This window comes from Paenibacillus sp. NRS-1760 (assembly GCF_050467785.1).
Lineage (GTDB): Bacteria > Bacillota > Bacilli > Paenibacillales > Paenibacillaceae > Pristimantibacillus.
The window spans coordinates 83342-107886 of the sequence record NZ_JBITPK010000020.1 but is presented as its reverse complement, the minus strand read 5'-3'; the positions used below and the strand labels follow the sequence as shown (position 1 = coordinate 107886).

Here is a 24545-nt window from a genome sequence, read left to right as displayed (position 1 = left end):
GTTAACCTCTTCATTCAAGATCTTCCTTTACATCGAACTCATTTGACCCTGTTTTGCCATCGGTATTGGAGGATGGGGTATCATTACTTAATCTAACTCCGTGCATAGGATCGTTCTCGGCAGCTTCAACAGCTTCAATTGTTTCTTCCTGCTCTTGTTCCACATCTTGCTCTTGCACTAGTTCAGAAGATTTAACTTCATCAATAGTCATCTGACCTTTATCAAGGTTGACCGATCCATCTTTTTCAATCGTTCCTCGCACCCCTTCGTGACGCTCTTCCTCCTCATAATCATCAATTTCTGCTTGTGATGTCCGAATATCAATGATTACTTCACCTGCTCCTTTCAAACGTGCAAGTCTAACAATCTGCTCGTCCGATAAATTGCCACGTACTTGAAATTCGAAAATCGTTTCGTCTTTCTTATTGGTATTGTTTTTAGTGAAATTTACATTAACTGAAGTTTTCATGTGGGTTATTTCCTCTCATAGTTAAATTTTAGAACGTATGTTCTGTTTTTGGGCAGTAGTTGGCCGCCAGCTCACCAGAAATGGCTGTTTACTCGTTTTATTTAATCCATCTGATAATAGGTTGTTACGTCCCAACCACGTTGCTTGAGCTCTTTGGACATTACCTCAACGGCCTTTGAACGTTTGTCCCCTTGACCATCATTCGTTGGTTTAATCATGTAACCATTGCCGTTCCAGCCCCACTGTGTCTTAGCTCTGCAATATAGACCAGCTGCTTTGATCGCTTCAAGAACTTTGGTTTCTCGTGCTCTAGGAATTTGTAAGAAGCAACTGTCTAAATTACAAGTTCCGCCATCATCAGAATCCTTCACAGCTTCGCAGGCTATTTGATTAGCTTCTCTAAGATCATTTGTAAGCTTGGCATAATCCAATGTCTGTCCCTCCCATACATCTAAATTTTCAGCGAATGTTCATTCGCAAAGCCCATAAACGCTGGAGCAAGACGGGAAATCATCAAGCTCTATCATCTTCAACAGATCGTATGTGTGACCGCCGTAGCTTGTCTTCGACCATTCCACCCAATCCCATATGTCTTTCTTATCGTCATCCAGCAGGGCCGGAAGGAAAGAAGAATCTCCGCGTTTGGATGCTTTAGCAACAATCTGTTCCCACTCTGCAATCCTTTCAATTTCTTTTGGAAAACGACGAGAGATTTGGAATAACTCTCCCTTATTGACGTTAATACATGGCATGCAGCCCACGCGGGACATGCCTTGCGAATACAGCGGGTTTGGCTCAATGCCATGTTTCTTGTGCATATCAAACACGTCTTTGGCGCTCCAGTTCAATAAAGGCCTGTATACCTCGTAACCCTCCGGAGTATCCTCGCGCATCGGTAGTTTGGCACGGGCCGGACTCTCAGCAGCGCGGACTCCTTGCCAGCTAATTATGTGATAGCCATCTTCCAGCAGCGGAAAGTATACACCCTCGGCAATCGGTATGATTTTAAGGAATTGAGTGCAGAAGCGAACTTTCGTCGATGGGAAACGCCCTTTCCAAATGCAGAGGTCTAGGAACGGATTTCCTGACGGCTTGAGATGTTCAAGTGCAATCTTTATCTGTTCGTCCGTTACGCCTTTTCCGGCCCAATGCTCTTGAACGTATTCTCGCTTCTTGGCAATTTGTTTTGTGAAGTCTGGAACCACGCGCCGGATTGGCCCAAGCTCTCTTTCGAGATAATCAAGATATTCATATGTTGATGGGTGCTCGTTACCCGTATCAGCGAATACAGGTATAACCTCCACACCCAATTCCTTTGTGGCATATATCCACATTGCCGCACTGTCTTTACCTCCGGATACGCTCATTACGTTTGCTATTTGCTCCATATCAGCCTCCCATGTTCCTCCATATTCAAGCTGTCCGTCAGCTTATAAGCTGTGATATACTACCAATAAATACCTATTGCACATATAAAAAAGGTGGATTAGAGTAATGAGCCGCAGAGATAATAAAGATAATATAGTTCAAGTTATTGTAGGCATCATTCAAATACTAGCTTGCTTACCACTCGAATTTTTTAAATTTATCGGATCGATTTTTAAAGAATAATAAACTACTTTATTCAAAATCGCATATATTTACAGTACACTCTCCTTTAACGTCCTCGACCTAACTAGTCGAGGATTTTCCGATGTAATTCTATATTCACTGAGATGTATCACTGGCAGTCCAATTCCACAATCCCTGTTGCCCCTTGGCTAGTATCGGCTCACGCAATTGATTTACGCCAATAATCTCCCAAGCGAAGCGCCCTGTAGAATAATCTCCAAAAACAAATTCAGGACCATCAATTGACTTGATACCACTATCGCTTGTTAATTCCACGAAATCGGACATCCCGTATTGTCTAGTTTCATAGCACTCTGAGATGGTCCCTGATGCAACAATCGCCCCAGTTGGCAAGTTGTCAATTGTATATCCATGCGCCACCAGCGCCGCCTTAATCTCCTTCTGCTCGCATGCCTCTCGGTCAATTTTCTTGCCAGCATGGATAGCGATCGGGCCGCGGTGCTTCGTAGGCCAACTACGTGTTTCGAATTTCTTTTCTCCTAAAGCAATTAAAGTCGCCCATGGCTGAATTATCGTGATAGCTTTCAAAAGGTTCACTCCTTAAAATAGTGTTGTCTGCTCCGCAGCTGCCTCTTTCACATAGCCCTTATCCACCCAGTTTGCAGGCACTTTTGTCCGCTTAACCCATATTCCTTCCCGATCGCGCTCCATAAGGATCTGACCAGCGCGCCGCGGTTCAACATTGTGCTTCTGCCATTCGGCTTCGGCTACTGCAGTCCATTGCCAATTCGTCGTAGTTGCCCTAAACAAGCGGATAGCCTCCTAGAATAATAATGTTTGTCCTTCAAATTGCAGCTTGGGCTGGACTGTAGCAATACGGCGCTCAGCAATTACAACATATTGCTCTCCGATTTCAATGCTTGTACATTCGCGTCCGTTTTCAATTGATACCTTTTCTGTTGTTCCGCTTCCGCCGAATGGATCTAGAACACGGCCACCAACCGGAGCTCCCGCCAAGATGCAGGGTTCGATCAACTTTTCGGGAAAAGTTGCGAAATGTGCTTCTTTGAATTGTGCTGTGGCAACTGTCCAAACTGATCGTTTGTTCCGTAATCCTGTTTCATTCGGGACATTTCCGTTGCTCTCACGCTCTGCCAACTCGCTATTATCAAAGCTTTGTCCGCCAGTGTATTTTCCGCCTCCGCGAAATGTCTTTGCGTTACCTTTAGCCCTAGTGCGAGATTGTTCAGGACCAAAAGCTCCCTTGCTACCGCCCACCGCTTTCATGTTGCCGTTCGTTTTAACTCCACCAGCTGCGCGAGTTGATCCTGCCTGTCCATCAATATCCTGTGATAACCTTTCAATGCTCGCTGCGGCCATCGGTTCTTTAATTGCTTCATCATCGTAGTAATAGCGTTCTGACTTCGATAGAAGAAACACATATTCATGTGCTTTTGTTGGTCGATCTCGGACACTTTCTGGCATGCAATTCGGTTTACTCCAAACATTATCCATTCGGAGATACCATCCTTCAGCTTGAAGCGCAAAGGCTACACGCCACGGGATGCCAACAAGGTCCTTTGGTTTTAATCCAGGTGCATTGTAATCTTGATACTGAATACTTCCGGAGTGTTGTCCCGGATGTTGCTTGTGCATGTCACCAGGGTTTCCAAGACCGTCCGCATTTCTCCCCTTCATGGATCCCGAATAAGTATCGCCATAATTGAGCCACAATGTTCCATCATCCCGCAGCACGCGCCATACTTCCCGAAAAACCAAAACCGTATGAGCAACAAACATCTCGGGCGTAGGCTCCAGTCCTAAGCACCCCGTCCAAGCTTGGACAGTTATCGGCTGCAGCCCGGGCATAGGTGTATATGTTACCTCCGGCCAGTCACTCGGCGGGATGCCATAATCCCGCAAACCCCAGTAAGGCGGCGAAGTGACACTTGTGTGAAAGTGTAGCTCCGGCAGCGTCTGCATTACGAGACGGCAATCTCCGGTCAATATCATGCTTACACCTCACCAACTAGTTCATTAATACACAAAGTGCAAACTTGCTTTTCATTCCAAGAGCGTAACTCCTTCTTACTTTTAACAAACCCGCATACTTCACATTTGCAATGGTTTAAAACAACCAAGTTACTCATGCTGAACCGCTTCCCATTTGTACTCATTTGCCAACTCTTCCATACGCTTTATATGCAGGCAGTTATAATGGCTAAAAAATTCATTACACGTTTTGATACTTTCTCAGGCTTGACGGTCAGATCATGAGTTTGGGAATGAACAAGGCTGATTACAACCTGCAGGAGCTCGAGTGTTTCCTTCGCTAATCTCGGATAATCAATATCACCTGTTGTCACTCGGTCAGTTAAATCACAGATCCTTTCGAGCGCTCTATCCCGCTTGATACCAGGTTCTTCTGTGATGTGAATTAACGGTAACGCAAACGATACAAATGCTTGGGTAGCAACCGGAGCCACATACTCAGGTGCTGAATCCGAAGCAGCTTGAGTACGCTCTATTTCTAGCAATCTTTTAATAGCTTGATCTCGCTCAGATGTGCAATTAATAAGCTCTGTTTTGATATTATTTGCTTTCTCTTCCCATACCATTGATTCGAGCTCTAGAGCATTAATCTTCTCTTGCATTTCTTCAATAGCTTTTGATGATAAACGCAGTTGCTCTATTTCAGCCTTTAAAGCATTTATTTCATTCAATTCATTGAGCTTAATTAAACCAGTGACGGGAATAACTTCCTGAGTAGACTCTGAATTAAGCAATTCATGTGCTCTTTCTGGCTTCAATCCTTTTAGTCCCCATCGATTGATCCATTCATAAAGTGAGTTTTGCTTCATACTCCACGCCCGTTCGATACTGGCGTTCGTTTCACCTGCAGCAATCTGTTCGATATAAACTTGCTTAGTTAACCCGCATGAAGGTGAATCTTTTGGCGCCGGCCCGCGCTTGCCTTTGGCTGCTCCTTTATCATCTTGGCTCTGAAGGTTATTTGCTGGTGGGTTCTGAGCTCTCAGATATGCTTCTAACGCGGCTTTCTCGTTTTCGGAATCCTTAAGCCCCCATTCACCCAGCCAATAACCAAGGCCAGCAGCAGTAATGCCGAACATCGTTTCGATCTTAGTTGTACTTTTGCCCTCACATAAAGCTTTAAGATACGCTTCTTTTGTTGGTTTCACTTTTAGTTCACGCTCCTTCCCGATTATACGATTTCGCAAAACAGGTCTTCCCTTATTCAATCGTTCCATTTCTCGTTCCATTTCTTCCGGAGATAATTTGGTGGTTTTAACCGGACTAGGTTCTGAACCTTTTTCATTTGCTCGTTTCGGAATTGTTGTTCCCATTTATTCACCTCACATTGTTAGCTGCAGTTGACCCTCTGTCTCCGCATACCTCTCAAATTTCAAAGCATTTCCCGATCCTGCACAATGCTCAGGTAAATTAGCATTCACAAGTGCTGCAGGTATTGGTGGGCTTACTGAATTTCCGCAGCGCGCTACTTGATCGGACTTTGTCACCGGTTTCCCATTTACCTCGTAATTCTTAATAATGTAATTACGTGGGAATCCTTGGGCTGCATATAGCTCATGTGGCTCTAGCATACGCATGCCTATATCAACAATTTGATAATCGACGCCATGTATAGTAACAAGCCCGAATCGATCCTTAGTGACCACAGTCTGAAGGGGATCGTCAAGGGATTGACCAACACTAGCACCGTAATAAGCTATTAGAAACGCCCTTACTTCCGCATGATGCAGTCCGCCAGCTGTCACTGTATGAAGCGGCTCTGTTACCGGCTGACCGATGTTGGTACCGCGCAGCTTAACCAGGTTAGATGTAACAATCGCAAATCGGTTCGATGTATCTTGCGTTAACAGCGGCTGTTCAATCTCTTGACCACGTACCGAGCTGCCAGAGGTTTCGGTATGGTACTGGGCGAGAAAAGCCGTTACCATTCCCATTGCATGTGCTGCTCCCGCTGGTCGTTCGGAGCCTGCGCCCGAAGTTATCGTATGCAACGGCTCGTCTATTGAATGACCAGTCGCTCCCCCGCGGAATTTTGTGATGTGAGGAACAACAAGCAGATGCTCCGCCTTAGTTACAATTGTCGTTAACGGCTCATTTAAGCCGTACTGCATTCTATCTCCGCCGAATCCTGTCTGACCGATCCTTGCTATATATGGAGTAACCAACCCGTAACCGTTCTTTGAGGTCATTGTTTGCAATGGTTCATCGATCGATTGACCTCTGAATAGATCGCCTTGATGATTTACTTTAACAATAAATGGATCAGGGCTATTAATAACAAACTTCATAAGGCCACGAGCTATACGGCGTTTGGTGTTATCAGCGAGCTCTTTTTTTCGAGTAAAAATACTCGGGCATGGAATCGACCAATCTATCACATCACTCGCTGCTGTTTTCCATGGTTGCCTCTCACCAGCTAATACTTCAGCGCTATCCGGCGCTCCATGAGTAGGCTCCGGCCATACGATTGGCTGCCCATCGCAACGGGCGATTAAGAACAGCCGCTTACGGATCGTCGGCGCTCCATAATCACATGCCCGCAGCTCTCGCCATTCAACAACGTATCCAAGCCGCCGAAGCGCGTTCACAAAGCTATTGAACGTGCGCCCTTTCTGATTAGGATCGGGTATCATAATTCTTTGATCAAAAGGAACGATCTCCCCAGGTTCAGAAACAAGTATTTGATCGTCATCATCATCACTTCGAATCAATTTGAGCATTCGTCCAGTTTCCGGATCTCTCTTCGGAATAATCGGTCCCCACGTCTTAAATTCCTCAACGTTTTCGAGCATGATAACCCGAGGGCGAACTGTAGCAGCCCACCGAACACCAACCCATGCAAGCCCTCGAATACTCTTTTCAACTGGCTTGCTCCCCTTAGCTTTTGAAAAGTGCTTACAGTCCGGGGAAAGCCAAACCAGTGCCACTGGTCGACCTGCTGTAATTGCTCGCGGGTCAACGTCCCAAACCGATTCGCACCAATGCCGTGTTTCAGGATGGTTGGCTTTGTGCATGGCGATAGCAGCTGGATCATGGTTAATTGCTTCATCGACACTCCGGCCAATCGCAACCTCTATCCCAGTACTTGCACCACCGCCACCAGCGAAGTTATCTACGAATATCTCATCTGTGCTGTATGAATGCCGGTGATAGGTGAAGCATGCGACCTTGCGATAATATTTTCGCATTGCTTTGTTACCAGCAAAGCGTTCATCAGCTCGCTTCAATCCCCCACCTCTTTCCGTTTGGTTGGCTTCCAGACCATGATATTTTTGTCCTTGGGAGCAATCTTTTCCTTTTGCTCCCGTTCCTCTGAAGTCATCTGTCGAATTACGATATCCGAGTTAGCTTTGCGATCGATATCCAGCTTAGGTCTCGGTACCGGTTGTAAGCGGCGACTCATCCCCCTACCCCTTCAAGTAGCTCGCACCACTCGTCCTCTGATATCATTTTGAACCTTTGAAGATCACCGCTGCGATTCAACAATGCTCTCGTATTCGCAATGGTATGCTCCGTTCTTCCGAGAGCAAATCCCACTTTTCGAGATCCATCGATATCTACATATTTTGCGATGTAGATTTTTTCATCAGTCGATATCTTTTTACTATGATTATGATGAAATTCTGGATGGTACATCATCCGGCCTTGAGCATCAAATGTTATGCCGTCCTTTTTATCGTCCTCATCGGGAACCAAACGTCGAATGGAACCTTTTAGCGGACTTTTTTTCATTTCCGAATCACCGACCTTCCCGAAACTTTAGCAGGCTTACCACTACGCAGCTTCTGTCGAAACTTTATCTCGTTATAAGCTTTTTTCTTATCCGCTTTTGTCGCTACCGAGTCATGATAACGAATGATGACCAGTTGTGCTAAAGTGGCTTGCCTCCAGTTAAACCGACTCATTTATTCCACTTCCATTCACTCATATCGGGTTTGAAAACCTGCTCTCGATGAAGCTTCTTTATTTCGTCTAAGATCGTCCAATCTAAGCACAGGCTCGTTTGATGTTCCCAGACAATAAAAAGTGCTGCATTCAGATTCTCTCCGAAACCAATCATTTGCAGATCCTCGGCTGCAGCGTTTAATCCGTGAATAAGGAGCTCATTCGTAACAATCCAGCTCTTAAGCGAGACATTGTAAATCACAGCCCAATTTTCATTAGGCTTTTCGATCTTCCGAAAAATTGTTCCGAATATCCCATAACCTATTTCTTCAGTCGGTACGAATCTGATAATCTTCACATTCGCAAGCACCTCATAACTCACCCTGAATCCCTCCATTTAGAAACGTATGTTCGGTTTCAAGACAGCAGAAATCCCTTCACCGAGTGATTACGCGGCTATCCAACTTCAGCCCTTTCCATAATTCCTTGTACTACTTCCACTTGATGACGTTCGTTGTCTAGTAAAGGTTCATAGTTTCGCATCAGATACAGATTCAAAGCTATTCTTGCGATAATGTACGCGTCCACTACGTTATGACTTTTGTGAGAGTAGCCGAATTGTTCTAGTACCGCAGCGCCGATAGCATCCTTCTTTTGCTTCTCCGTCTGTCCCTTTTCAACTTTTACTCCGACATATTTTTTCGTCCACATTGCATTTGATATATCGAAATCGAGTTCCCTTCGGTAGATCATTGAACGTAAACCACCGTGAACCATTCCTGTCGTTATTCCCTTTTGAGTACCAGCAGAAGCGTCCTCTATAACAATTAAGTCTCCTTTTAGCAACAGTTTGTATAATTGATTCTCAAGGTCAACTAATTGTGGAGTTGACATTGCACCAGCAGGCCCCTTCCCCTTAAGCTCCATTTCTACAAGGACTTCACCTTTTAGGTTTAATGCCACAATACCTGTCCTAGTCGCCGGATCGATCCCCACGAACCGCATTGACTTCGACCTCCCTCTTACCTGTAATCTGCAAGCTCCGCGGCCTGCCGCCTTCTGCTCGTTTGATATAACCTTTTTCCTCTAAACGATCTAAATGGCCCTGAACGGTTGAGCTGGATGATAAGCCGACCGCATCCCCTATTTCTCGTACTGATGGCGAGTAACCATTCTTGCCGATGAATTCTACTAGGAAGTCAAAGGTGGTTGCTTGTCGCTTATTCAAAGGTTTTAATCCCGTTGCTAGCTTAGGCCGCGCTTGTTGCTCAGCGATTAATATTTCTAGACCGCGCAGCATCGTACTAATGTTAATCGGCATATTAGCTTCTAAGCATCTTTTAACTTGAGCGATAACTTGCTCGTCCGTCATGACTAGTGAGTCGAGCTGCTTTGCAAATTCGGATTTAGCCATTCTTGTTAGCCTCCATCGTAAGTGAAGCGAGAACAGCACGTGCCTTTTTGCCTTCATCTTTAGCGATTGGTATGACCGGTTCCCACTGATCGACAACATTTTCTTTGTGGTTCTTTTCGTCCGCATACCATTTCAGCGCTTCCTTCATAGCCGTATGTTCATTGCGGAGGATCGCCATTTCATTATCTTTTTTGATGATCTGATCTTGATAGTCGAAACAGCTTTGCGTGTGGTTCTCGATTTCAATTTCTTTTGCTACCTTCAATCCTTCAATATGCCCGTTTTGATCTACTATCACATTGTTTGCCTTCTCCAGTACATCAAGAAGGTAGCGGAGCCACGTCGGCGCGTTGGCGATTAGGTGGGCATCTGCGCTTTCGTTCTGGAAACCAAATTCGGCAATTTGTTGCGAAACTTTGTCTCCTTCATATGACAGAAGTAAAGCTGGGTTATCCCAACCATGTTCCTCTGCTATCCATTGTCCCGGTGTAGCCTTCTCCAACGCTTCTTTTATTTGGTTTATCATTTTTCGTTTCCCTCCTTACAATGCCTTGATTCAAATAAATAGATGGCAATAAGAAGACTTCCGCAATCAGCTCACCCTTATCATCCCGATGTATTTCACTTGGTTCAGTTTGAAAATAGGGATCAACCTCTTCGCACTTACGTGAGTGGCGCTTCATGCTAGTTCCTCGTGATCATCTATCGTCGTTTGACGATTGATGTCGATCATCTTGCCGTAATTTTTCATGAAAACAAGTTCAACCGTGCCAGTAGAGCCATTCCGTTGCTTGGCTATGATAACTTCGATGATATTTTTCTTTTCGGATTGTTTGTCATAGTAGTCATCCCGATAAAGGAATCCAACGATATCAGCATCTTGCTCAATAGATCCCGATTCACGAAGGTCGGACATCATCGGCCGCTTATCCTGTCGCTGCTCTACCCCTCGAGTGAGCTGTGAAAGCGCGATGACTGGCACTTCGAGTTCGCGTGCAATCTCCTTAAGGGTACGTGATATTTCGGACACTTCTTGCTGCCTGTTTTCGCCGCTCCGACCATTCCCGCGGATGAGCTGAAGGTAGTCAATCAAGATCATACCCAGACCTTTTTCCTTTTTAAGTTCACGACATTTAAAACGGATTTCTCCGACTGTAATGCCTGGCGTATCATCGATGAAGATATCAGCATCAGAGAGGATGCCAATCGCACTGGTCATCTTACCCCAATCATCTGCTTCAAAATAGCCCGTTTTAAACTTTTCTCCATCAATGTTTCCTTCGGCCGAAAGCATCCTTTGCACCAGCTGCGCAGCAGACATTTCGAGGCTGAAAATAGCTACTGTTTCTCTTGCTCTAATACCTACGTTTTGCGCTATGTTAAGAGCGAAAGCCGTTTTACCGACGGAAGGACGGGCAGCAATAATTATGAGATCGCTTTTCTGGAAGCCTGCTGTCATCTTATCCAGATCACTCAAACCGCTTGGCATACCAGTAATACCTTTGTTGACATGACGATTGTTGAATTTCTCTTCTGTCTGTTCGAATACCTGAAAAAGTACATCTTTCATTTTCACGAAAGCTTTTGGCGGTTTGTTTTCTGCTGTTAGCTTTGATATTCGCTTTTCAGCTAAGGCCACAAAGCCAGCAACATCTTGCTCCGATGTTGCATGCTTTACCAACTCCCGAGCGATTATAAGCGATTCTCTTCGCAGTGCCATATCTATAACGATATCAGCATAATGGGTGACACTCGTCGCAGTGGGAACGGAGTTCGCCATTCTCGCAAGATACGAAACATTTCCGATTTCTTCGAGTTTGTCATTGTCCTGTAGACTTGCGCTTACGGTTACAATATCGATTGGCGCCTTTGAGTCGTATACTTCACACATCGCTCGATAAATCGTCCGATGGGCTTTGTCGTAAAACTTACCTTTGGTCAACCGATCCTTGACCTTTTCGAAGGCATCGGCATTAAGTAAGATTGAACCAATTACGGCCTGTTCAGCTTCGAGGTTGTATGGCTCCAAGTCCGGCATCCCGAGGTAACTATTCTCATAGTCTGCAGGAGCTTCGTTTGGATAGCTCATGTTTGTTCACCTCTTATTCGTTTACGTGTACTCTCCCAAAAACCATCAGGCGGTGAAGCGTCTGAAGATGCCCAGCGATCAATATTGCTTATGTGATCAGCAGCTTCTAGACGAAGCATATCTTGATTTTGAGCAAGAAGCCGATCGGCACGAATGATATTAGCAGGCTTTGGTTCTCGGTCACTTGTTCTTACATGCTCAACAAAATTTCTACATGCCTCTTCAAAAGGCAGATCAACCATCAATCTGTACCAATGCTGCACACGCTCATCGCTATGTTCAAAATAAGGGAAATCAAGTCTTATCAATGCGAAGAGCTCCACTATCTCTGTCTCTTTCACGAGCCGCAGCCTCCTCGTGCATCCGCCGTAAATTTTCCTTATCTTTTTCAAATTTTGACTGTTTAGGCGGAACTAGATCATTTATAACCCTGGGGTAAAAAGTATACGGGTCACGATCAGGTAGGAATTTTTTGAAATGGTCTTTAGACAAAAAGTCTTCCATGCCCCATCTTGTATTAAGTTTGTATTCCGGATTGTTTAGAATTGAGTCGTATGCATCGATTGCTTGTATAAGTTCATCTTTTGTATGATCGCTTAGCTTGTATAAAATTTGAGCTCGAATATGAGGATTTAATGATTTGTGTTTTACTAGTTTTTTACTCATCCAATGTTCAAAAATAATAGATATTAATTCTTTATAATTGTATTCATTGTTGTTTATATCCATCGACTGATCCCTACCTTCTCCATCAGCTGTTACTTTTCCGTTACCCTGATCTTTAACAGGCTGATATTTGTCATAGTTTATAAGGGTTATGAGCGTGTATTCCCTGTTACCCTTACCGCGATCTATTGAAATCATATTGTTGAGTATTAAAAATTTTAAGATGGCGTCAATTGTCTTCGGATTGGGCACCTTTTTCTTACGTCCTTCGTACCAGCCGATGTCATTTGCAATGTCACGAATCGATGTTAAATGCTGCCCCCTCTTAATCAGCATTTTCGTTCCGTCGCGCATTGGAATGGTATTATCGGCGTGGTTTGCAATGTATTTAAGCCACTGCCATAAGCGATGATAAAGAGGGGGCATTTTCCAAATATCACTGATTAGCTCTTGGCGGTGATCTAAAATAAAGCCTTGCATTCCACCTCACCCAATTCAGTTTTTTATTTCTGAAAAATGATTTTCTAGTAGCCTGTCCGCATCTTTGGCGAGCTCGCTGAGTCGCCCGCTGCCTTCCCAACCTGTAAATAGCTTCTGCAGATCAGAACGAAGGCGTTGCTCTCGGTTTATTTGTTCTTCGAAGGTGAAGTCATCGACTAGTGCAGTCAACAGATTCAATTTATCATCAGATGAGGTTGCGTATTCTTTGATAACATCTAATGCATTGAGAACTTGTCGTGAATAATCTCGAAACAACTTTTCAATTACACTCAGAAGGAATGGTATCGCGGCTCGATCTAAGCCTTCAGCCTCGCAACATACAATCGCTTCCGCAACCTCTTTAGGCAGCACTACTTTTTTATGTTTTACACGATTCTGTAATTCTTTGTTCTCTCGTTGCAACCTAACTGCATTGTGTTGAAGTTGTTCCACATCAGCAGCGCTGTACGTAGGTTCAGTAGGCACTACTTCAATAAAGCATTCAAAAGGTACAAACAACCCACTGAACCGACCTTCAACTACTTGATGCCTAGTGAATATATTGTCTAAGACTCTTATTTTTAAAATTTCGTCTTTCGGAATGACAGGGTAGTTCTCACCTTTATAGCTAATGAGCATCTTTACTTTCATTCAGATCACCTCGGATCATATTTAAGTTGCATTGGAACCAGCCCAGCGTGCTGTGGGTACCATTTAGGCGGACCGAATTTCTTTAGGTAACCTAGCTTATTAAGCCAATCGTCAACAGGCTGCTCCTTATGCATAGCTTGCAGCAAGGCTAGTGTCCCCTCTACATCCTCTAGGGCCCGGTGCGCCCCTTCGAGTGGGATATTGTATTTGCCGCACATATCAGTAAGCGTATGTGGATAAGTCGTCCGGTCCCGCGCAATCGTCAGCGTATCGATGAACGGATTATCAAAAGTTATTTGCGCAATTCGAAACATTGCATAATGAAGGAAAGCGAGATCAAACTGAGCGTTATGTGCTACAAGAAGCGTCTTCGGCCCCATAACCCTGCGAAGATTCATCAAGGCATTCTTCTCATCCATTCCGTTAACCAGGTGCTCATCAGTAATTCCTGTCAACTCCGTGATTTTCGGCACCAGCTTGACATCATATTTTACAAATGTCCTAAATTCGGAAACCTGAACACCATTAATCACGCGGATCGCTGCCATTTCAATAACACGATCTTCCAATGGACTAAGACCGCTGGTTTCAAAATCAAATACACATACATCATTCAAAATACCTTGCATGCAACTCGCTCCTTTATCTGCCGGCGACATATACAGGCCGCCCAGTCAGTTCTTGAATTTCCCTTTTGAATAATGCTTCATCGCTGTTTGTGTCGCTTAAATGGATGAGCCATATCTCCTGCACCTTACTCATGTCGTTGTTACGAATGAATTCCTTCATGTTTTCTAAGCTAAAATGAGACTTCAGCAAGCGGCTGCGGCGGTAGATTAAATTTCTTCGTTTATCCTCATCCGGCTGTGCAAGAATGTTTCGCTCTACTATCGCATCGCTGTAATTACACTCGATAAGCAAGTGGGTAAGGCCTGAAAATTTGTATTTGATGTAAAAGGTATCTGTCGCAAATAGAATCTTGTCTCCTGTACGATTAGCAAGCAGGAAACCAAGTGGTTCTGCCGCATCGTGCTGCACATCGAATGGCAATATGATCCACGATCCCACTTTAAACGGCTTATGCTCAGTGACAATATTCAATCGATGACCTGTCAGTCCGGCTGCCTCGGCAGTACCAGCGGAGCAATACAACTCCACTCCTGCTTTCATAACATCTTTCGCGCCTTTAACATGATCGCCGTGATTATGTGTTATTAGGCATGCAGCTAACTCGCTTGTTTTATAGTTAATTCCACGCTGAATTGTTTTGAAGGATAGCCCCGCCTCCAGCAGCAAGGCGGTCTCTCCATCGGTTATGTGATAGGCGTTTCCGGCGCTGCTGGAGCCTAGTGGGGTTATCTTAATCATCAGAACAGAGGACCATCTGCACCAGGGCTAGAAATTGGGGCTGCATCATTATTAATTACAGCTGATGCAGGCTCAGTTTTATTAGTTGATTGCGCCGGACTCTCCAATTCAGATGAATTATCCGAATTGTCCATCGGGATTGTTCGAGCTTCGAATTCAACATCAATGGGCTGGCTATTAGAGTTTTCAACGATCTCTCTTCGGGATTCCGTATAACCATCGTCGGTCGCCTCGCTGTGAACCATCTCCACAAAGGCATTCCCGAAGTCCTTAGGGATTTTCTTAACCGCATTGTTCCTCATTTTGCGAATGAGCATCGATTCACGGCTGTGGAACTCCGACCATGCCGGGCTTATCCATTGCAACAGATCAGGATCATCTAAGGCTCCCAAACCGAGCTCTGCAGCTTTCTTGAGATACTCAGATTTCTTTGCTGTTATTTGTTTTTTTTGTTCAGCTGTTGCGTTGTAACGATCAGCGCAAATGCCGAATGTTTCATTCATCATCCCGTTATTGATATGAGCTACGAGGTTTTTCGCTACTTCTTCGCGCTCTGAAATATAGTAATCGATTATGTCGTTATCTCGAATGACTGGATATACGACTCTCACTACCGGACCTTTTCCCTTCGGTGTCCATCTCGGCGGTATCATTTCAAGACCATTAAAGCTTGGATATTCAAATATATCATCCTCACGTACCAGCCAGTACTGACGAACCTCTTTAACGTGTCGCCCAAAACGGGAGAGGATAGCGTCATTGCCGTCACCCTCAACACCCATTTCAATGACTTTCTTATAAACGTCCCGATTGTTTTCCTTTTTCCCTGTCTTTACGTTCCGGATCGTGAAGAACACTTCCCGCGGGCTGGCAGCTGCGTTCAACTTCAACGATGCGATTTGTAAAAGAATAGTTGTGACATTGCTTTTGTCGAGCTGATCGTCAGCGAAAGTAAGCTGCTTTGCATCTAATGCGGAATTAATGGCCGATAGAGCGTTCATAACGCATTGCTTAGCATACTGGTCCATATTGAGGCCGTTGCCCACTAGTTGGTTTTCAATCATCGGTAGGAACGTGTCATTTACCTTAGTTAGTGCTGTGGAATATACAGGGTTGCTCATTTTTTTTCATTCTCCTCAGTTTCAATTTTTCTAAGAAAATTGCTTTCATAGGTGATTCCACCATTTTGGAAATAGATCCGGCTACCGCTGACCCCAGCAACCATCCCCTTAAGAGTTTTTCCATCCGAGGTACGATACTCTATTTCATCACCTAACCACAGCATCATACTTTCAGAACCGCCTCGACTCGCAGTTGCGAATTTTGTTTCTTCCATGCTTCTTTAGCTTCAAAATAAGCGGAGTCCCCTGCGTACAGGGATATGAGATGTTTCTGCACTTCCTGCGGTAAATTATCAAAAGCTGGTGGGACGATCAGTCGGATCTGCTGACCTGTCGTTTTCACTAACTCAGTGACCGCTTCAGCGTTATCGATGAAGATCGGTGCCGAAATTTTGTAGTGCTGGGAAAGCGTCTCTATAATATCGAGCCCTGAATTAAGCTGCGCAGCGCGATTAAGGCCGCCATTATAAGGAACCAGGTTAGGACCATATAGCGTTTCGCATGTATCAGTGACTGCTCCGTTAACCTGTGTATCAAAGAGCTTGAAACGAACATTTCTGAACATCGCATTAATCTTTGATTCGAGCAGATTAGCCTTAGTACGGGTGAATTCTTCGGTCAAGAACAGTTGCTGCTCGAGCTCCTCATACTGCTTTGCCAAAAGCTTCTCCTCGTCCTTAAGAGTCGCTATCCTTTTACGCCCTTTCTCTGTGGCGGCAAAAGCGCCGCGTTCGCGCTCTAGCTTCTCTGCTTCGTTCCTCATGTTTGAAAGCTCAAGTCGAGCTGTTTCAAGAGCTCCAATGTTAGTCGAGCGAATGTTGACGATTTCCCTATCAATTAAAGCAATCTCCTGCTGCTTGGCAATATAAGTCGGATCAGTATCGACATCCTGAATGCCTGCTTCCAACTTTCCAAGAACACGACTAGCCGTAGTAAGTTCAATTGAACTATTTGTCAATTCATTATTCAGTTGGGCAATCCTATTGTTATGCTTTTCGGTTTCAGCAGCTAGGCGCTCCATCTCTTCTTTAGCCGCAAAACCGGATTTGCTAATTTCCTCCAGCTGCTCTGATTTTGATCTGTTGAATGATTCCATTGCCTTTTGATGCGCTGCATCGACTTGTTCTGATGGCAAAGCCTGTCCGCATGAAGGGCAATCATTGCTGCCGGTATGTTCAAACTGCTTTCCGTTTACTTCATTCCAACGAGCGCGTAATCGGTCACGCTCTGCGTTTCTTTCGTCATTAATCTGCGAATTCGCAGCTACCTGGCGAGTTAACTTGTTTATTTCTGATTCGATATCACCTTGCCGTCCTTGAATTTGAGAGGCAAGGCGACGCTGCGCGTTGACCTTATCAAGCGAGCCTGATTGAATACTGTTCTTTAATTGAAGGAGTTGGCCTTCTAGCTCACGTTTAAGATTTTCCTTGACGGCAACCTGCCCACCCGATTGAATGCGGGTTAGCTCTTCTTCCTTACCCTTGATGCGAGCTCTGATTGCTTCAAGTTGAGCTCCTACCGTTTTTTCATCCGCTCCGTTAATATCCGGCATAGTCTTCTGTATCTCGGATATTCGAACGGGAATTTCCTTGATTTTTTCATTGATACGTTTCTGATCGGCTTTGATCTTATCGCGGTGACCATCAAGGGTACGTTCTTCCATGACTACTGGTAAATTGATTAAAGCAGCATTGCTAGCAATGACATCAGCGTCTGAAAGATCGCCACATACATCCAGCAACAGCTTCCTCCGCTTTTTATTGTCATACTGTTCATTAAAATATGTGGGATTGGTTAGCAGTTTAAATGTCTCTTCATCTATGAAGGATGCAATCACAGCTTCATATTCCGATTTCTTGAGAGGTGCGCCATCTATAAAATAGTCCGTCGTGTGACCAGTGAATTCTAATGAAGCTGTACCACGCTTCTTCGTCCACTTTTCCGAAAACACTTTGCGCAGCGTCAACTTTTTCCCGTTAACGAGCAGCACTCCCTCGACCTCATGCTCCAGCTGGTGAATAACTTGGCCGTTCGCATCAAGCGTCTTAATCCACTTCTCAGGCTGCGCCTTGTCGCGACTGTCCTTGTCAAAAAGAAGAAAGGAGAAACCATCGAATAGTGTTGTCTTGCCTGCAGCGTTGTCACCGTACACGTCCAGGTCGTTACCGTCAGCCTCTAATTTGAAATTAATTAATCCTTTGAAATAACTGAACATTAACGAAATGAGTACAAGATTATTAATCAATCTGTCCTACCCCCTTGCTCTGCGATATTTAGATGGTTTGATATTATGCGGCACTTTCACAGGTCCATCACCGTTATAAAAAACAAGCATTGGAGTTACTTTCTTTGCATCTAGTAAGCCAGCGTCGACTAGTTCGCGATTGCCTTTAGCAACCTTTCTTTCAAATAACCTGCGATCTCTGCGCTGGATCAGTTCGTCATACTCAGTCATGATTGCTTCTGAAACTGTCGACAGCCCTAGAACTGATTTGCCTGGCTTGTACGGCTGCTTTTCCAACTTCTCACGCTTGAAACGACTATTCGCTTTCATTTGGGCCCATTGTTTAGCGACTGCAGATTGCTTTGCTGCATTGAAAAATGATTGCTTCGTATTATGATTCATGGATAATTCCCTCCGACTCGAATTTGTTGAGCAATTTACCTGAGAAGCAGGCGCCTTTTTCTGGTCCACCTCGTTTAATTCTCCAACCACTGCTACAACTTTCATCACCGTTACCGCCACGTTCGCACTCAGAGCAAGCAACAAACAACATACCGCGAGAATCCGGTTTGCTATGGTTAGGTTTCATTGGAGCACCTACAATTCTGCGAGTTCTTGCTCAAGTACTGTAATTTCATCAACGATTAATTGTTGTAGTGATGCAGCGATTTTTTCAATTAGTCGAGGATGATTGTATTGGGATCGGTTGGCCGATAGAAAAAAGAGATTTGAATTGTTTCGATCAGTAATTTGCATCGAACCAATTGCTCCCACTTTTTCTGAGTGCGCGAGTAATGATTCGATCTTTTTAACAATCAAGCGAGCTTTTTCTGCTCGCTCCTCCATGTACTGCAATGTCTTGCGATCCATACGATCCCTCCTTATTTGCTAGCGATATCCACGCAAGCGCCACAGATTAACTTTCCATGAATAGATTTCAAACCGTCCAAATTACCGCAAAACAAGCAACCTGGTGCATATTTCTTAAGCATGATGCGATCTCCATCTACAAAAATTTCAAGTGCATCCTTTTCTGCAATATCCAAGTTACGACGAAGCTCCATCGGAATTACGATCCGTCCCAGTTCATCTACTTTTCTTACTACGCCTGTTGATTTCATTATTTAAAAGCCCTCCCTAGTTCAAATGTGGAATGTTCTTTAAAATATCTCGCAGATTTGCGAGTGCTTCCTTTTCCATTCCGACTATGGTCGAATTCACTTTGTCGGATTTTTTAAACCTTTCACGAAAAACTGCAGGGATACTAACCCAATGGAATAAACTATTTGTGACAAATGCATTATTGCTGCCGTCTTGCCTTTTAACTATCAGAAACCATCTGCCGCCGAACCCGAGGAATGGTGCCTTAGGATCAACAATCCGACCTCTATCGGCCTCAACGTAGTAAATTGAATCTTCGGTAATGAAAGCTTCATTTGATCCAAACCCATTCTTGATTCTAAAATCGCCTTCATGATTGAGAATCGCTTCATACTTTGCTTCGCACTTTTCACAAACATAAACACCGTGTTTCTCGACCTGCTGCTGAACCTCAGAGATAGTAATGGAATCAGACCCCCAACCACACGATTTGCAACATGTGATTTCTCTTGCTTTCATTTCGCGTCTTCCCTTCTTGCCAGCATCATGGTAAACTGGCGGTGAATTGTTTGGTGCAGACCTGACGCGGCTCCTACCCCGCTGTTAGGTCTTTTGCTATTCTTTTGCTCCGTCGACAGCAATAGATGTATAAGTGCGATAAATAAATGAATCCTGAGGACAAGTAATCCAAGTGAACGTTTCATCTTCAAAGATGACTTTTATTTCTTTGTCGGGACCTTGTTTTCGTGCCTCTAAAGCAATGACATCTTTATTTTTAAACTCCTCGTTAAGGGTGACAATCACCGTTTTATGTGACGATCTTATCTCTACCTTCACAAGAACATCCTCATTCTTGACTGCTCCATTCATCGTTTTCACCTCCCTTCAAGCTCTAAAACCGCTCAAAATGCCGATTTTGGCAAAAAAATAATAGGGGTAGCTGTTTTAAGCTATTCTCCCGGCCATGGACGCGGCTCCCAAATTGAGCTGTTATATGTCTGTTGAGCCCATTCGATAGTCAACTTGTTGAGGAAACCCAATATAAAGGAATCAGCCACAACAACGCTACGAAAATCCCCATCACATAATGTTTCAATATCCCTCACACCGATCATAAAGTAATCCCCCTTGCAGCAAGCTGCTTGTCCCGCCACTCCTCAAACGGTGTAGCAAGGATCCATGGCTGGCAAATTGCAACATGCTCGGAGTGGTAAAAGGTTGCTAATCTTTCCACGAGATGACTCACGCCACCAGCCTCAGCGTCGGCAATGATTCGATCGTTCATAGCACGAATCGTTTCTTGCGCCTTGCAATCAGCTACCATTCGAGCTGCTTCATGCCCCTTCATTAAGCCGGTTACAAATACAGATCCAGCGGTCAATCCCCGATTTTTAAGCATTTGAGCAAATTTCATATTGTGAATTCCTTCCTATATATTTTATGGTGTTTCTAGCTTCAAAAAAATGTATAATGGAACATATGTTCCGTTGCGTTAATAATATGGACGCTCTATAATGATGCTTATGTGCATTATATGCACACTATAGACACAGTTAATTAGCCCGCAAGGTCGTTGAATAAATCATCAACTGTTGTTCCGAGATAAGAAGCAATTTTGAATGCAAAATGCAATTCTGGATTGGAACGCCCATTCTCAATACTACGAATAAAACTTTCGCTTACATGAAGTTCAAGCGATAAACCGCGCTGAGACTTGCCCATCGCTTCGCGGAGTTCTTTAAAGCGCAGCCGCTTTTGAATAATGCGGGGGTCTGACTTGCGTTTTCCCATTTGTTCACCCCTTTCGCATAAAAGTGATAACTATTGACTATAATTACAATAACGTGCATTTACTGCACATGCAAATAATAGCATGTGCAAATTATGCACGTCAACATATATTTTCCGAGGTGACGATATGAACGAAAAAAGGAATAATGTTGTCGGTGAACGGATAAAAGAATTGAGAAATGGAATAGGATACACACAAATTCAATTAGGAGAAAAGGTAGGAGTTAATCGAACTAGTATCGCGAACTATGAAACGGGTAAGGCGTCTCCGCCTTTGGATATAGCTATAAAATTAGTGTCTGTTTTTAATTGCTCTGCAGATTATTTACTTGGAAATACTGAAGACAAATTTGTGGTAAAGGAATCACATACAAAATATAAAGTATCAAAAGGTTCGTTTGTTCCTGACTCAGCACCTATTATCGAAATGGTTCAGATTCCTATATATGGTGTAATACGTGCGGGTTATGATTCCCTGGCCGAACAGCGTATTGTCGGTTATGAAGGAGTTTCGAAAGACACAGTTAAAGACGGGGAATACTTTTACCTTATTGTTAAGGGTGATTCCATGATAGATGAAGGCATTCATGAAGGTATGCGTGTGCTTGTTAAAAGCCAAAGTCATTGCGAGCATGGAAAGATTGGTGTAGTGATAGTCAACGGTGATGAGGGGACTTTGAAAAGAGTTTATTACGAAGGTGATACCGTCGTTTTACAGGCAGCTAATAGGGACATCCCTCCTCGCATCCTTCCGATCTATGATGTCCGAATTCAAGGACAAGTGAAGAAAGTGGAGTTTGACGTGTGAAAGCGAAATTATCCGTATACTTTGATTACTTAGAAGCTGAATTAGTTCCTATCTGGATGATTATTAAATTCAAGCACGGCGGTATAGATTGGAACCAGGAGTGTTTATATATACCTGTTCACTTGCCTTTTCATCGTTATTTGGCTGAAGACTTTGATGATCAAATCGTAAGCTTATCTATTGCACAAACTGAACTTGTCGTAAGTGCGGAACGGCCACAACATTTCGGTATAAATCTACCGACAGTGAAAAGAACAATAAGCAAGCTTCGCGGTGAAAAATATGCTCCGCATTTTATTATGGATGATATTCAGCAGTTAGTGATTCAAATATGTGATATTGAAGAAGTTCTCCAGTTGAACGTTATTTCAATATTCGCGTGGAGAAATTAGTGATCTGATCAACTTCAAAAATAATGATTTCAATAATCTCCTATAATTTTAATACATTAACTTAAAGATTTTTCATATTTACGAACTATTTTTAACGACATTTCAATTATTTTATCAATATCATCTATTATTTGATCAATATGTTCCAATAATTCTGTTCCTCTATATCTGAATGGAGAAAAGTCAGTTTCCTTCCCTTTAAATTCAGGATATCTAAATTTCACATGAATCGACGATTTCGATAATTCTTGATTTAAATTCACAAAATCCTTAAGTATGGGATTTTCCGGGTTAATACCAGCATAATCTATAATAATTTCTAAAAATTCGCTCTCAATATAACTATTGTTATTAAATTTTTCAATTAATGCATTTAAATCATGTTCTCGACCAAAATCGATATTTAACATAACTAAAAGTCCCTTTACCAACAGTTCCAGACCGTGTTGCAATAAAAATAATGAAGGCACTAACGTATTAAAATCACTCCACTGGGTTTTTTCGAAATAATCCTCCCATTTTATAGGGTTATCTGAAATCACAGCCCAAGCATTTTTATTTGTTCTACATTGAGACATAATCAATTTACTTGTTTTTAGATACTGTTCTGATAATGTGAGCCAGTTATTATGTCTATTTACCATGAATTTAAGACCCCCTTCTTCAAAAATTTTGTCTTTATTATCCCTAATCAATATTATACAGAAAAATGATTAGTAAGTAGAATCAAACTAGTTTATTTTAGAAAGAAGGTTTTATATTTGACTGAACTAGAAACAAAAGATAAAAAAGAACCGATTGATATACTAATTACAATGGCTGTGATTATATTTATTGTATGGGCGCTATCAGGTGCTTTTGTTGTATTGGCATTCAAAAAACCCGATGGGCCCGGCACTTTTGGAGATATGTTTGGTGCAATTAATTCTTTGTTTTCAGGGCTTGCTTTTTCAGGAATAATCTACACAATTATGATTCAACGTAATGAATTATCGCTTCAGAGAGAAGAACTTGCATTACAACGTGAAGAAATAAGAAAGTCAACAGAAGAATTGGCTGGACAAAAAGAACAGATGGTAATACAACGATTCGAAACTACGTTCTTCAATCTATTGTCAATGCAAAATGAGTTAACTAATTCAATTGAAATTTCTCATATGATTAGAGGTCGAAAAGTTTTCAAAGAGATACATGAGGAATTTTATAATAGGTTTAATCATCCAATGTATAAATCATCTGATAAGTTAGCTGAACTATCGTATATTTCTACCTTAGATCACTACTACAGACACGTAACCACCTTAGTTACTTTTGTCCACAATGATAATACTTTATTAGACAATTCAAAGGAAATGTATATTGGATTTTTCGCTTCGCAATGTACATCATATGAAATAATATTTATTTTTTATTATAGCTTGATAAATCGGAACTTCTACGAATTATTATTAGAATATAAGTTCTTTGTAAGCTTAGATGAAGCATTACTATTCGGTAATATTGGTGATAAGGAACTAAGAGCTGTAAAACAATCATGATAAGAATGATGTATAATTTTATTATCCGCTGCTCATGCATTGATCAGCGGTTTTTTGACTTAATCGTTGAAAAGTGGTAGATTTCTCCATTTTTTCGTTCAGTATTTCCATTGACATGCCGAAAACATACATATATCCAAAATAGGAGCGTGTAAAATGAAATTTAGTAAAATGTCTTACATAATTGTTCCCGTTTCCATTATTTTGTTTGGGCTTTTGGTATACCCTACTCTGTACAAATACGATAAACTAGAACAAAAGTACCCTGTAAAAATCAACAGGATAACAGGCGAAGCTAAAATACTTCGTGAGGATGGATGGATAACAACCGCTGACTCCAATGTATACGAGGATAAAATGCTCGCTTATAAGAACGAGATTGAGGATTTGATTAGTCGTCAAAACGACGTAATTGCTGCTCAGGTATCTGAAGCGGTTAAAGAGGAAGTTCTTGCTGGAGTTACAGATCAATTAGCTTCTGTCGAACAAGAAATAACTGATTATAAAGAACATAAAACAGATGCCGAAAATTACTTTACACAAGGTGATTCAATGGAAAAAGTAAAATCCGCAATGGGCACGCCCGATTCAGTATTAAACGTCGGTCCTTATGATACATGGTATTATGGGCGTTCATCCGTTAAATTTCATAGTGAAGTTGTATCGGGTTGGGAGAACAATGACGGAAACTTAATGATTAAATAGCCATAAGTCGGGGATTTTTTAGAAGGGCTATTATTGCAAGCATTGGTTCAATTCCCAAGGCTACTGAATTTTCAGTAGCCTTTTATTTAAAACCTCTTGACGCCTTGAGCTAATAGATACTCATGCAGCAGCTTTACCTATGGAAACTCGAAGCTGGCGACAGCAGGCGATCGCGTGAATAACCGCTCTCCTGGAGAAGTTATCGAATACGTTCTTAGT

At 42.9% G+C, this 24545-nt stretch carries 35 protein-coding genes; 4 read left to right on the top strand and 31 right to left on the bottom strand.

The window, feature by feature from the left end:
- Positions 1 to 10 precede the first annotated feature (10 nt).
- From ACIFSR_RS27400 to ACIFSR_RS27255, 30 genes are all read right to left on the bottom strand, one after another.
- Entirely contained in the window at positions 11 to 469 is a 459-nt protein-coding gene (locus tag ACIFSR_RS27400; protein WP_430061434.1) for a hypothetical protein, read from the bottom strand.
- 101 nt (positions 470 to 570) lie between these two features.
- The gene (locus tag ACIFSR_RS27395) at positions 571 to 900 is read right to left on the bottom strand and encodes a hypothetical protein (protein ID WP_430061432.1); all 330 of its coding nucleotides are present in this window, start codon (positions 898 to 900) and stop codon (positions 571 to 573) included.
- Between the two features lie 39 nt (positions 901 to 939).
- Positions 940 to 1857 (bottom strand): phosphoadenosine phosphosulfate reductase family protein, encoded by a 918-nt coding sequence (locus ACIFSR_RS27390; RefSeq protein ID WP_430061430.1) that lies wholly within the window; start codon positions 1855 to 1857, stop codon positions 940 to 942.
- A gap of 319 nt (positions 1858 to 2176) precedes the next feature.
- Positions 2177 to 2629 carry an ASCH domain-containing protein gene (locus tag ACIFSR_RS27385; RefSeq protein WP_430061428.1) on the bottom strand — a complete coding sequence of 151 codons (453 nt, stop codon included), beginning with the start codon at positions 2627 to 2629 and terminating at the stop codon, positions 2177 to 2179.
- Between the two features lie 12 nt (positions 2630 to 2641).
- Positions 2642 to 2851, bottom strand: coding sequence for a hypothetical protein (locus tag ACIFSR_RS27380; RefSeq protein ID WP_430061427.1), 210 nt, complete (start codon positions 2849 to 2851; stop codon positions 2642 to 2644).
- Positions 2852 to 2863: 12 nt separating this feature from the next.
- Complete coding sequence (locus ACIFSR_RS27375; protein WP_430061425.1) at positions 2864 to 4054, bottom strand: DNA-methyltransferase; 1191 nt, start codon at positions 4052 to 4054, stop codon at positions 2864 to 2866.
- A gap of 185 nt (positions 4055 to 4239) precedes the next feature.
- Positions 4240 to 5406: a hypothetical protein gene (locus tag ACIFSR_RS27370; protein WP_430061423.1), complete on the bottom strand. Its 1167-nt coding sequence runs from the start codon at positions 5404 to 5406 to the stop codon at positions 4240 to 4242.
- Positions 5407 to 5415: 9 nt separating this feature from the next.
- Entirely contained in the window at positions 5416 to 7320 is a 1905-nt protein-coding gene (locus ACIFSR_RS27365; protein WP_430061421.1) for a DNA cytosine methyltransferase, read from the bottom strand.
- Positions 7317 to 7496: a hypothetical protein gene (locus tag ACIFSR_RS27360; RefSeq protein WP_430061419.1), complete on the bottom strand. Its 180-nt coding sequence runs from the start codon at positions 7494 to 7496 to the stop codon at positions 7317 to 7319. Before ACIFSR_RS27360 ends, ACIFSR_RS27365 begins: the two co-directional genes overlap by 4 nt.
- Positions 7493 to 7825, bottom strand: coding sequence for a hypothetical protein (locus ACIFSR_RS27355; RefSeq protein WP_430061417.1), 333 nt, complete (start codon positions 7823 to 7825; stop codon positions 7493 to 7495). The genes ACIFSR_RS27360 and ACIFSR_RS27355 overlap by 4 nt, the downstream gene beginning before the upstream one ends.
- A 169-nt stretch (positions 7826 to 7994) precedes the next feature.
- Positions 7995 to 8360 (bottom strand): hypothetical protein, encoded by a 366-nt coding sequence (locus ACIFSR_RS27350; protein WP_430061415.1) that lies wholly within the window; start codon positions 8358 to 8360, stop codon positions 7995 to 7997.
- Between the two features lie 74 nt (positions 8361 to 8434).
- A complete protein-coding gene (locus ACIFSR_RS27345) occupies positions 8435 to 8983 on the bottom strand; it encodes a hypothetical protein (RefSeq protein WP_430061413.1) in 549 nt (182 codons plus the stop codon).
- Entirely contained in the window at positions 8952 to 9392 is a 441-nt protein-coding gene (locus ACIFSR_RS27340) for a MarR family transcriptional regulator (RefSeq protein WP_430061411.1), read from the bottom strand. Before ACIFSR_RS27340 ends, ACIFSR_RS27345 begins: the two co-directional genes overlap by 32 nt.
- On the bottom strand, positions 9385 to 9918 hold the full coding sequence (locus tag ACIFSR_RS27335; RefSeq protein WP_430061409.1) for a hypothetical protein: 534 nt from the start codon (positions 9916 to 9918) through the stop codon (positions 9385 to 9387). The genes ACIFSR_RS27340 and ACIFSR_RS27335 overlap by 8 nt, the downstream gene beginning before the upstream one ends.
- Before the next feature lie 153 nt (positions 9919 to 10071).
- Positions 10072 to 11481, bottom strand: a complete 1410-nt coding sequence (dnaB, locus tag ACIFSR_RS27330; RefSeq protein WP_430061407.1) for a replicative DNA helicase — start codon at positions 11479 to 11481, stop codon at positions 10072 to 10074.
- A complete protein-coding gene (locus tag ACIFSR_RS27325; protein ID WP_430061405.1) occupies positions 11478 to 11822 on the bottom strand; it encodes a hypothetical protein in 345 nt (114 codons plus the stop codon). The genes dnaB and ACIFSR_RS27325 overlap by 4 nt, the downstream gene beginning before the upstream one ends.
- Positions 11776 to 12627 carry a hypothetical protein gene (locus ACIFSR_RS27320; protein WP_430061403.1) on the bottom strand — a complete coding sequence of 284 codons (852 nt, stop codon included), beginning with the start codon at positions 12625 to 12627 and terminating at the stop codon, positions 11776 to 11778. Before ACIFSR_RS27320 ends, ACIFSR_RS27325 begins: the two co-directional genes overlap by 47 nt.
- Positions 12628 to 12642: 15 nt before the next feature.
- Positions 12643 to 13278 carry a hypothetical protein gene (locus tag ACIFSR_RS27315; protein ID WP_430061401.1) on the bottom strand — a complete coding sequence of 212 codons (636 nt, stop codon included), beginning with the start codon at positions 13276 to 13278 and terminating at the stop codon, positions 12643 to 12645.
- A 5-nt stretch (positions 13279 to 13283) separates the two neighbouring features.
- Positions 13284 to 13907: a 3'-5' exonuclease gene (locus tag ACIFSR_RS27310; protein ID WP_430061399.1), complete on the bottom strand. Its 624-nt coding sequence runs from the start codon at positions 13905 to 13907 to the stop codon at positions 13284 to 13286.
- A 13-nt stretch (positions 13908 to 13920) separates the two neighbouring features.
- Positions 13921 to 14646 (bottom strand): MBL fold metallo-hydrolase, encoded by a 726-nt coding sequence (locus ACIFSR_RS27305; protein ID WP_430061397.1) that lies wholly within the window; start codon positions 14644 to 14646, stop codon positions 13921 to 13923.
- Positions 14646 to 15767, bottom strand: coding sequence for a hypothetical protein (locus ACIFSR_RS27300; protein ID WP_430061395.1), 1122 nt, complete (start codon positions 15765 to 15767; stop codon positions 14646 to 14648). Before ACIFSR_RS27300 ends, ACIFSR_RS27305 begins: the two co-directional genes overlap by 1 nt.
- Entirely contained in the window at positions 15764 to 15934 is a 171-nt protein-coding gene (locus ACIFSR_RS27295; RefSeq protein WP_430061393.1) for a hypothetical protein, read from the bottom strand. Before ACIFSR_RS27295 ends, ACIFSR_RS27300 begins: the two co-directional genes overlap by 4 nt.
- Positions 15931 to 18012, bottom strand: a complete 2082-nt coding sequence (locus tag ACIFSR_RS27290; RefSeq protein WP_430061391.1) for a hypothetical protein — start codon at positions 18010 to 18012, stop codon at positions 15931 to 15933. The genes ACIFSR_RS27295 and ACIFSR_RS27290 overlap by 4 nt, the downstream gene beginning before the upstream one ends.
- Positions 18013 to 18018: 6 nt before the next feature.
- Positions 18019 to 18393, bottom strand: coding sequence for a hypothetical protein (locus ACIFSR_RS27285; RefSeq protein WP_430061389.1), 375 nt, complete (start codon positions 18391 to 18393; stop codon positions 18019 to 18021).
- A gap of 195 nt (positions 18394 to 18588) precedes the next feature.
- Positions 18589 to 18861 (bottom strand): hypothetical protein, encoded by a 273-nt coding sequence (locus ACIFSR_RS27280; RefSeq protein WP_430061387.1) that lies wholly within the window; start codon positions 18859 to 18861, stop codon positions 18589 to 18591.
- A gap of 11 nt (positions 18862 to 18872) precedes the next feature.
- On the bottom strand, positions 18873 to 19115 hold the full coding sequence (locus tag ACIFSR_RS27275) for an AbrB/MazE/SpoVT family DNA-binding domain-containing protein (RefSeq protein WP_430061639.1): 243 nt from the start codon (positions 19113 to 19115) through the stop codon (positions 18873 to 18875).
- Between the two features lie 13 nt (positions 19116 to 19128).
- Positions 19129 to 19611 carry a hypothetical protein gene (locus ACIFSR_RS27270; protein WP_430061385.1) on the bottom strand — a complete coding sequence of 161 codons (483 nt, stop codon included), beginning with the start codon at positions 19609 to 19611 and terminating at the stop codon, positions 19129 to 19131.
- 96 nt (positions 19612 to 19707) lie between these two features.
- Positions 19708 to 19962 carry a hypothetical protein gene (locus tag ACIFSR_RS27265; RefSeq protein ID WP_430061383.1) on the bottom strand — a complete coding sequence of 85 codons (255 nt, stop codon included), beginning with the start codon at positions 19960 to 19962 and terminating at the stop codon, positions 19708 to 19710.
- 241 nt (positions 19963 to 20203) lie between these two features.
- On the bottom strand, positions 20204 to 20506 hold the full coding sequence (locus ACIFSR_RS27260) for a hypothetical protein (protein WP_430061381.1): 303 nt from the start codon (positions 20504 to 20506) through the stop codon (positions 20204 to 20206).
- A gap of 143 nt (positions 20507 to 20649) precedes the next feature.
- On the bottom strand, positions 20650 to 20883 hold the full coding sequence (locus tag ACIFSR_RS27255; RefSeq protein WP_430061379.1) for a helix-turn-helix transcriptional regulator: 234 nt from the start codon (positions 20881 to 20883) through the stop codon (positions 20650 to 20652).
- Between the two features lie 127 nt (positions 20884 to 21010).
- On the opposite strand from ACIFSR_RS27255, the gene ACIFSR_RS27250 reads away from it, so the two are divergent.
- Positions 21011 to 21691 (top strand): LexA family protein, encoded by a 681-nt coding sequence (locus ACIFSR_RS27250; RefSeq protein WP_430061377.1) that lies wholly within the window; start codon positions 21011 to 21013, stop codon positions 21689 to 21691.
- Positions 21688 to 22083 (top strand): hypothetical protein, encoded by a 396-nt coding sequence (locus ACIFSR_RS27245; RefSeq protein WP_430061375.1) that lies wholly within the window; start codon positions 21688 to 21690, stop codon positions 22081 to 22083. The genes ACIFSR_RS27250 and ACIFSR_RS27245 overlap by 4 nt, the downstream gene beginning before the upstream one ends.
- Positions 22084 to 22139: 56 nt before the next feature.
- Here the strand turns inward: ACIFSR_RS27245 and ACIFSR_RS27240 are convergent, their stop codons facing one another.
- Positions 22140 to 22727: a HEPN domain-containing protein gene (locus ACIFSR_RS27240; RefSeq protein ID WP_430061373.1), complete on the bottom strand. Its 588-nt coding sequence runs from the start codon at positions 22725 to 22727 to the stop codon at positions 22140 to 22142.
- A gap of 117 nt (positions 22728 to 22844) precedes the next feature.
- Between ACIFSR_RS27240 and ACIFSR_RS27235 the strand changes: the two genes are divergently transcribed.
- Positions 22845 to 23621, top strand: a complete 777-nt coding sequence (locus ACIFSR_RS27235) for a putative phage abortive infection protein (protein WP_430061371.1) — start codon at positions 22845 to 22847, stop codon at positions 23619 to 23621.
- Positions 23622 to 23777: 156 nt separating this feature from the next.
- Positions 23778 to 24326, top strand: a complete 549-nt coding sequence (locus tag ACIFSR_RS27230; RefSeq protein WP_430061369.1) for a hypothetical protein — start codon at positions 23778 to 23780, stop codon at positions 24324 to 24326.
- Positions 24327 to 24545: the final 219 nt, after the last annotated feature.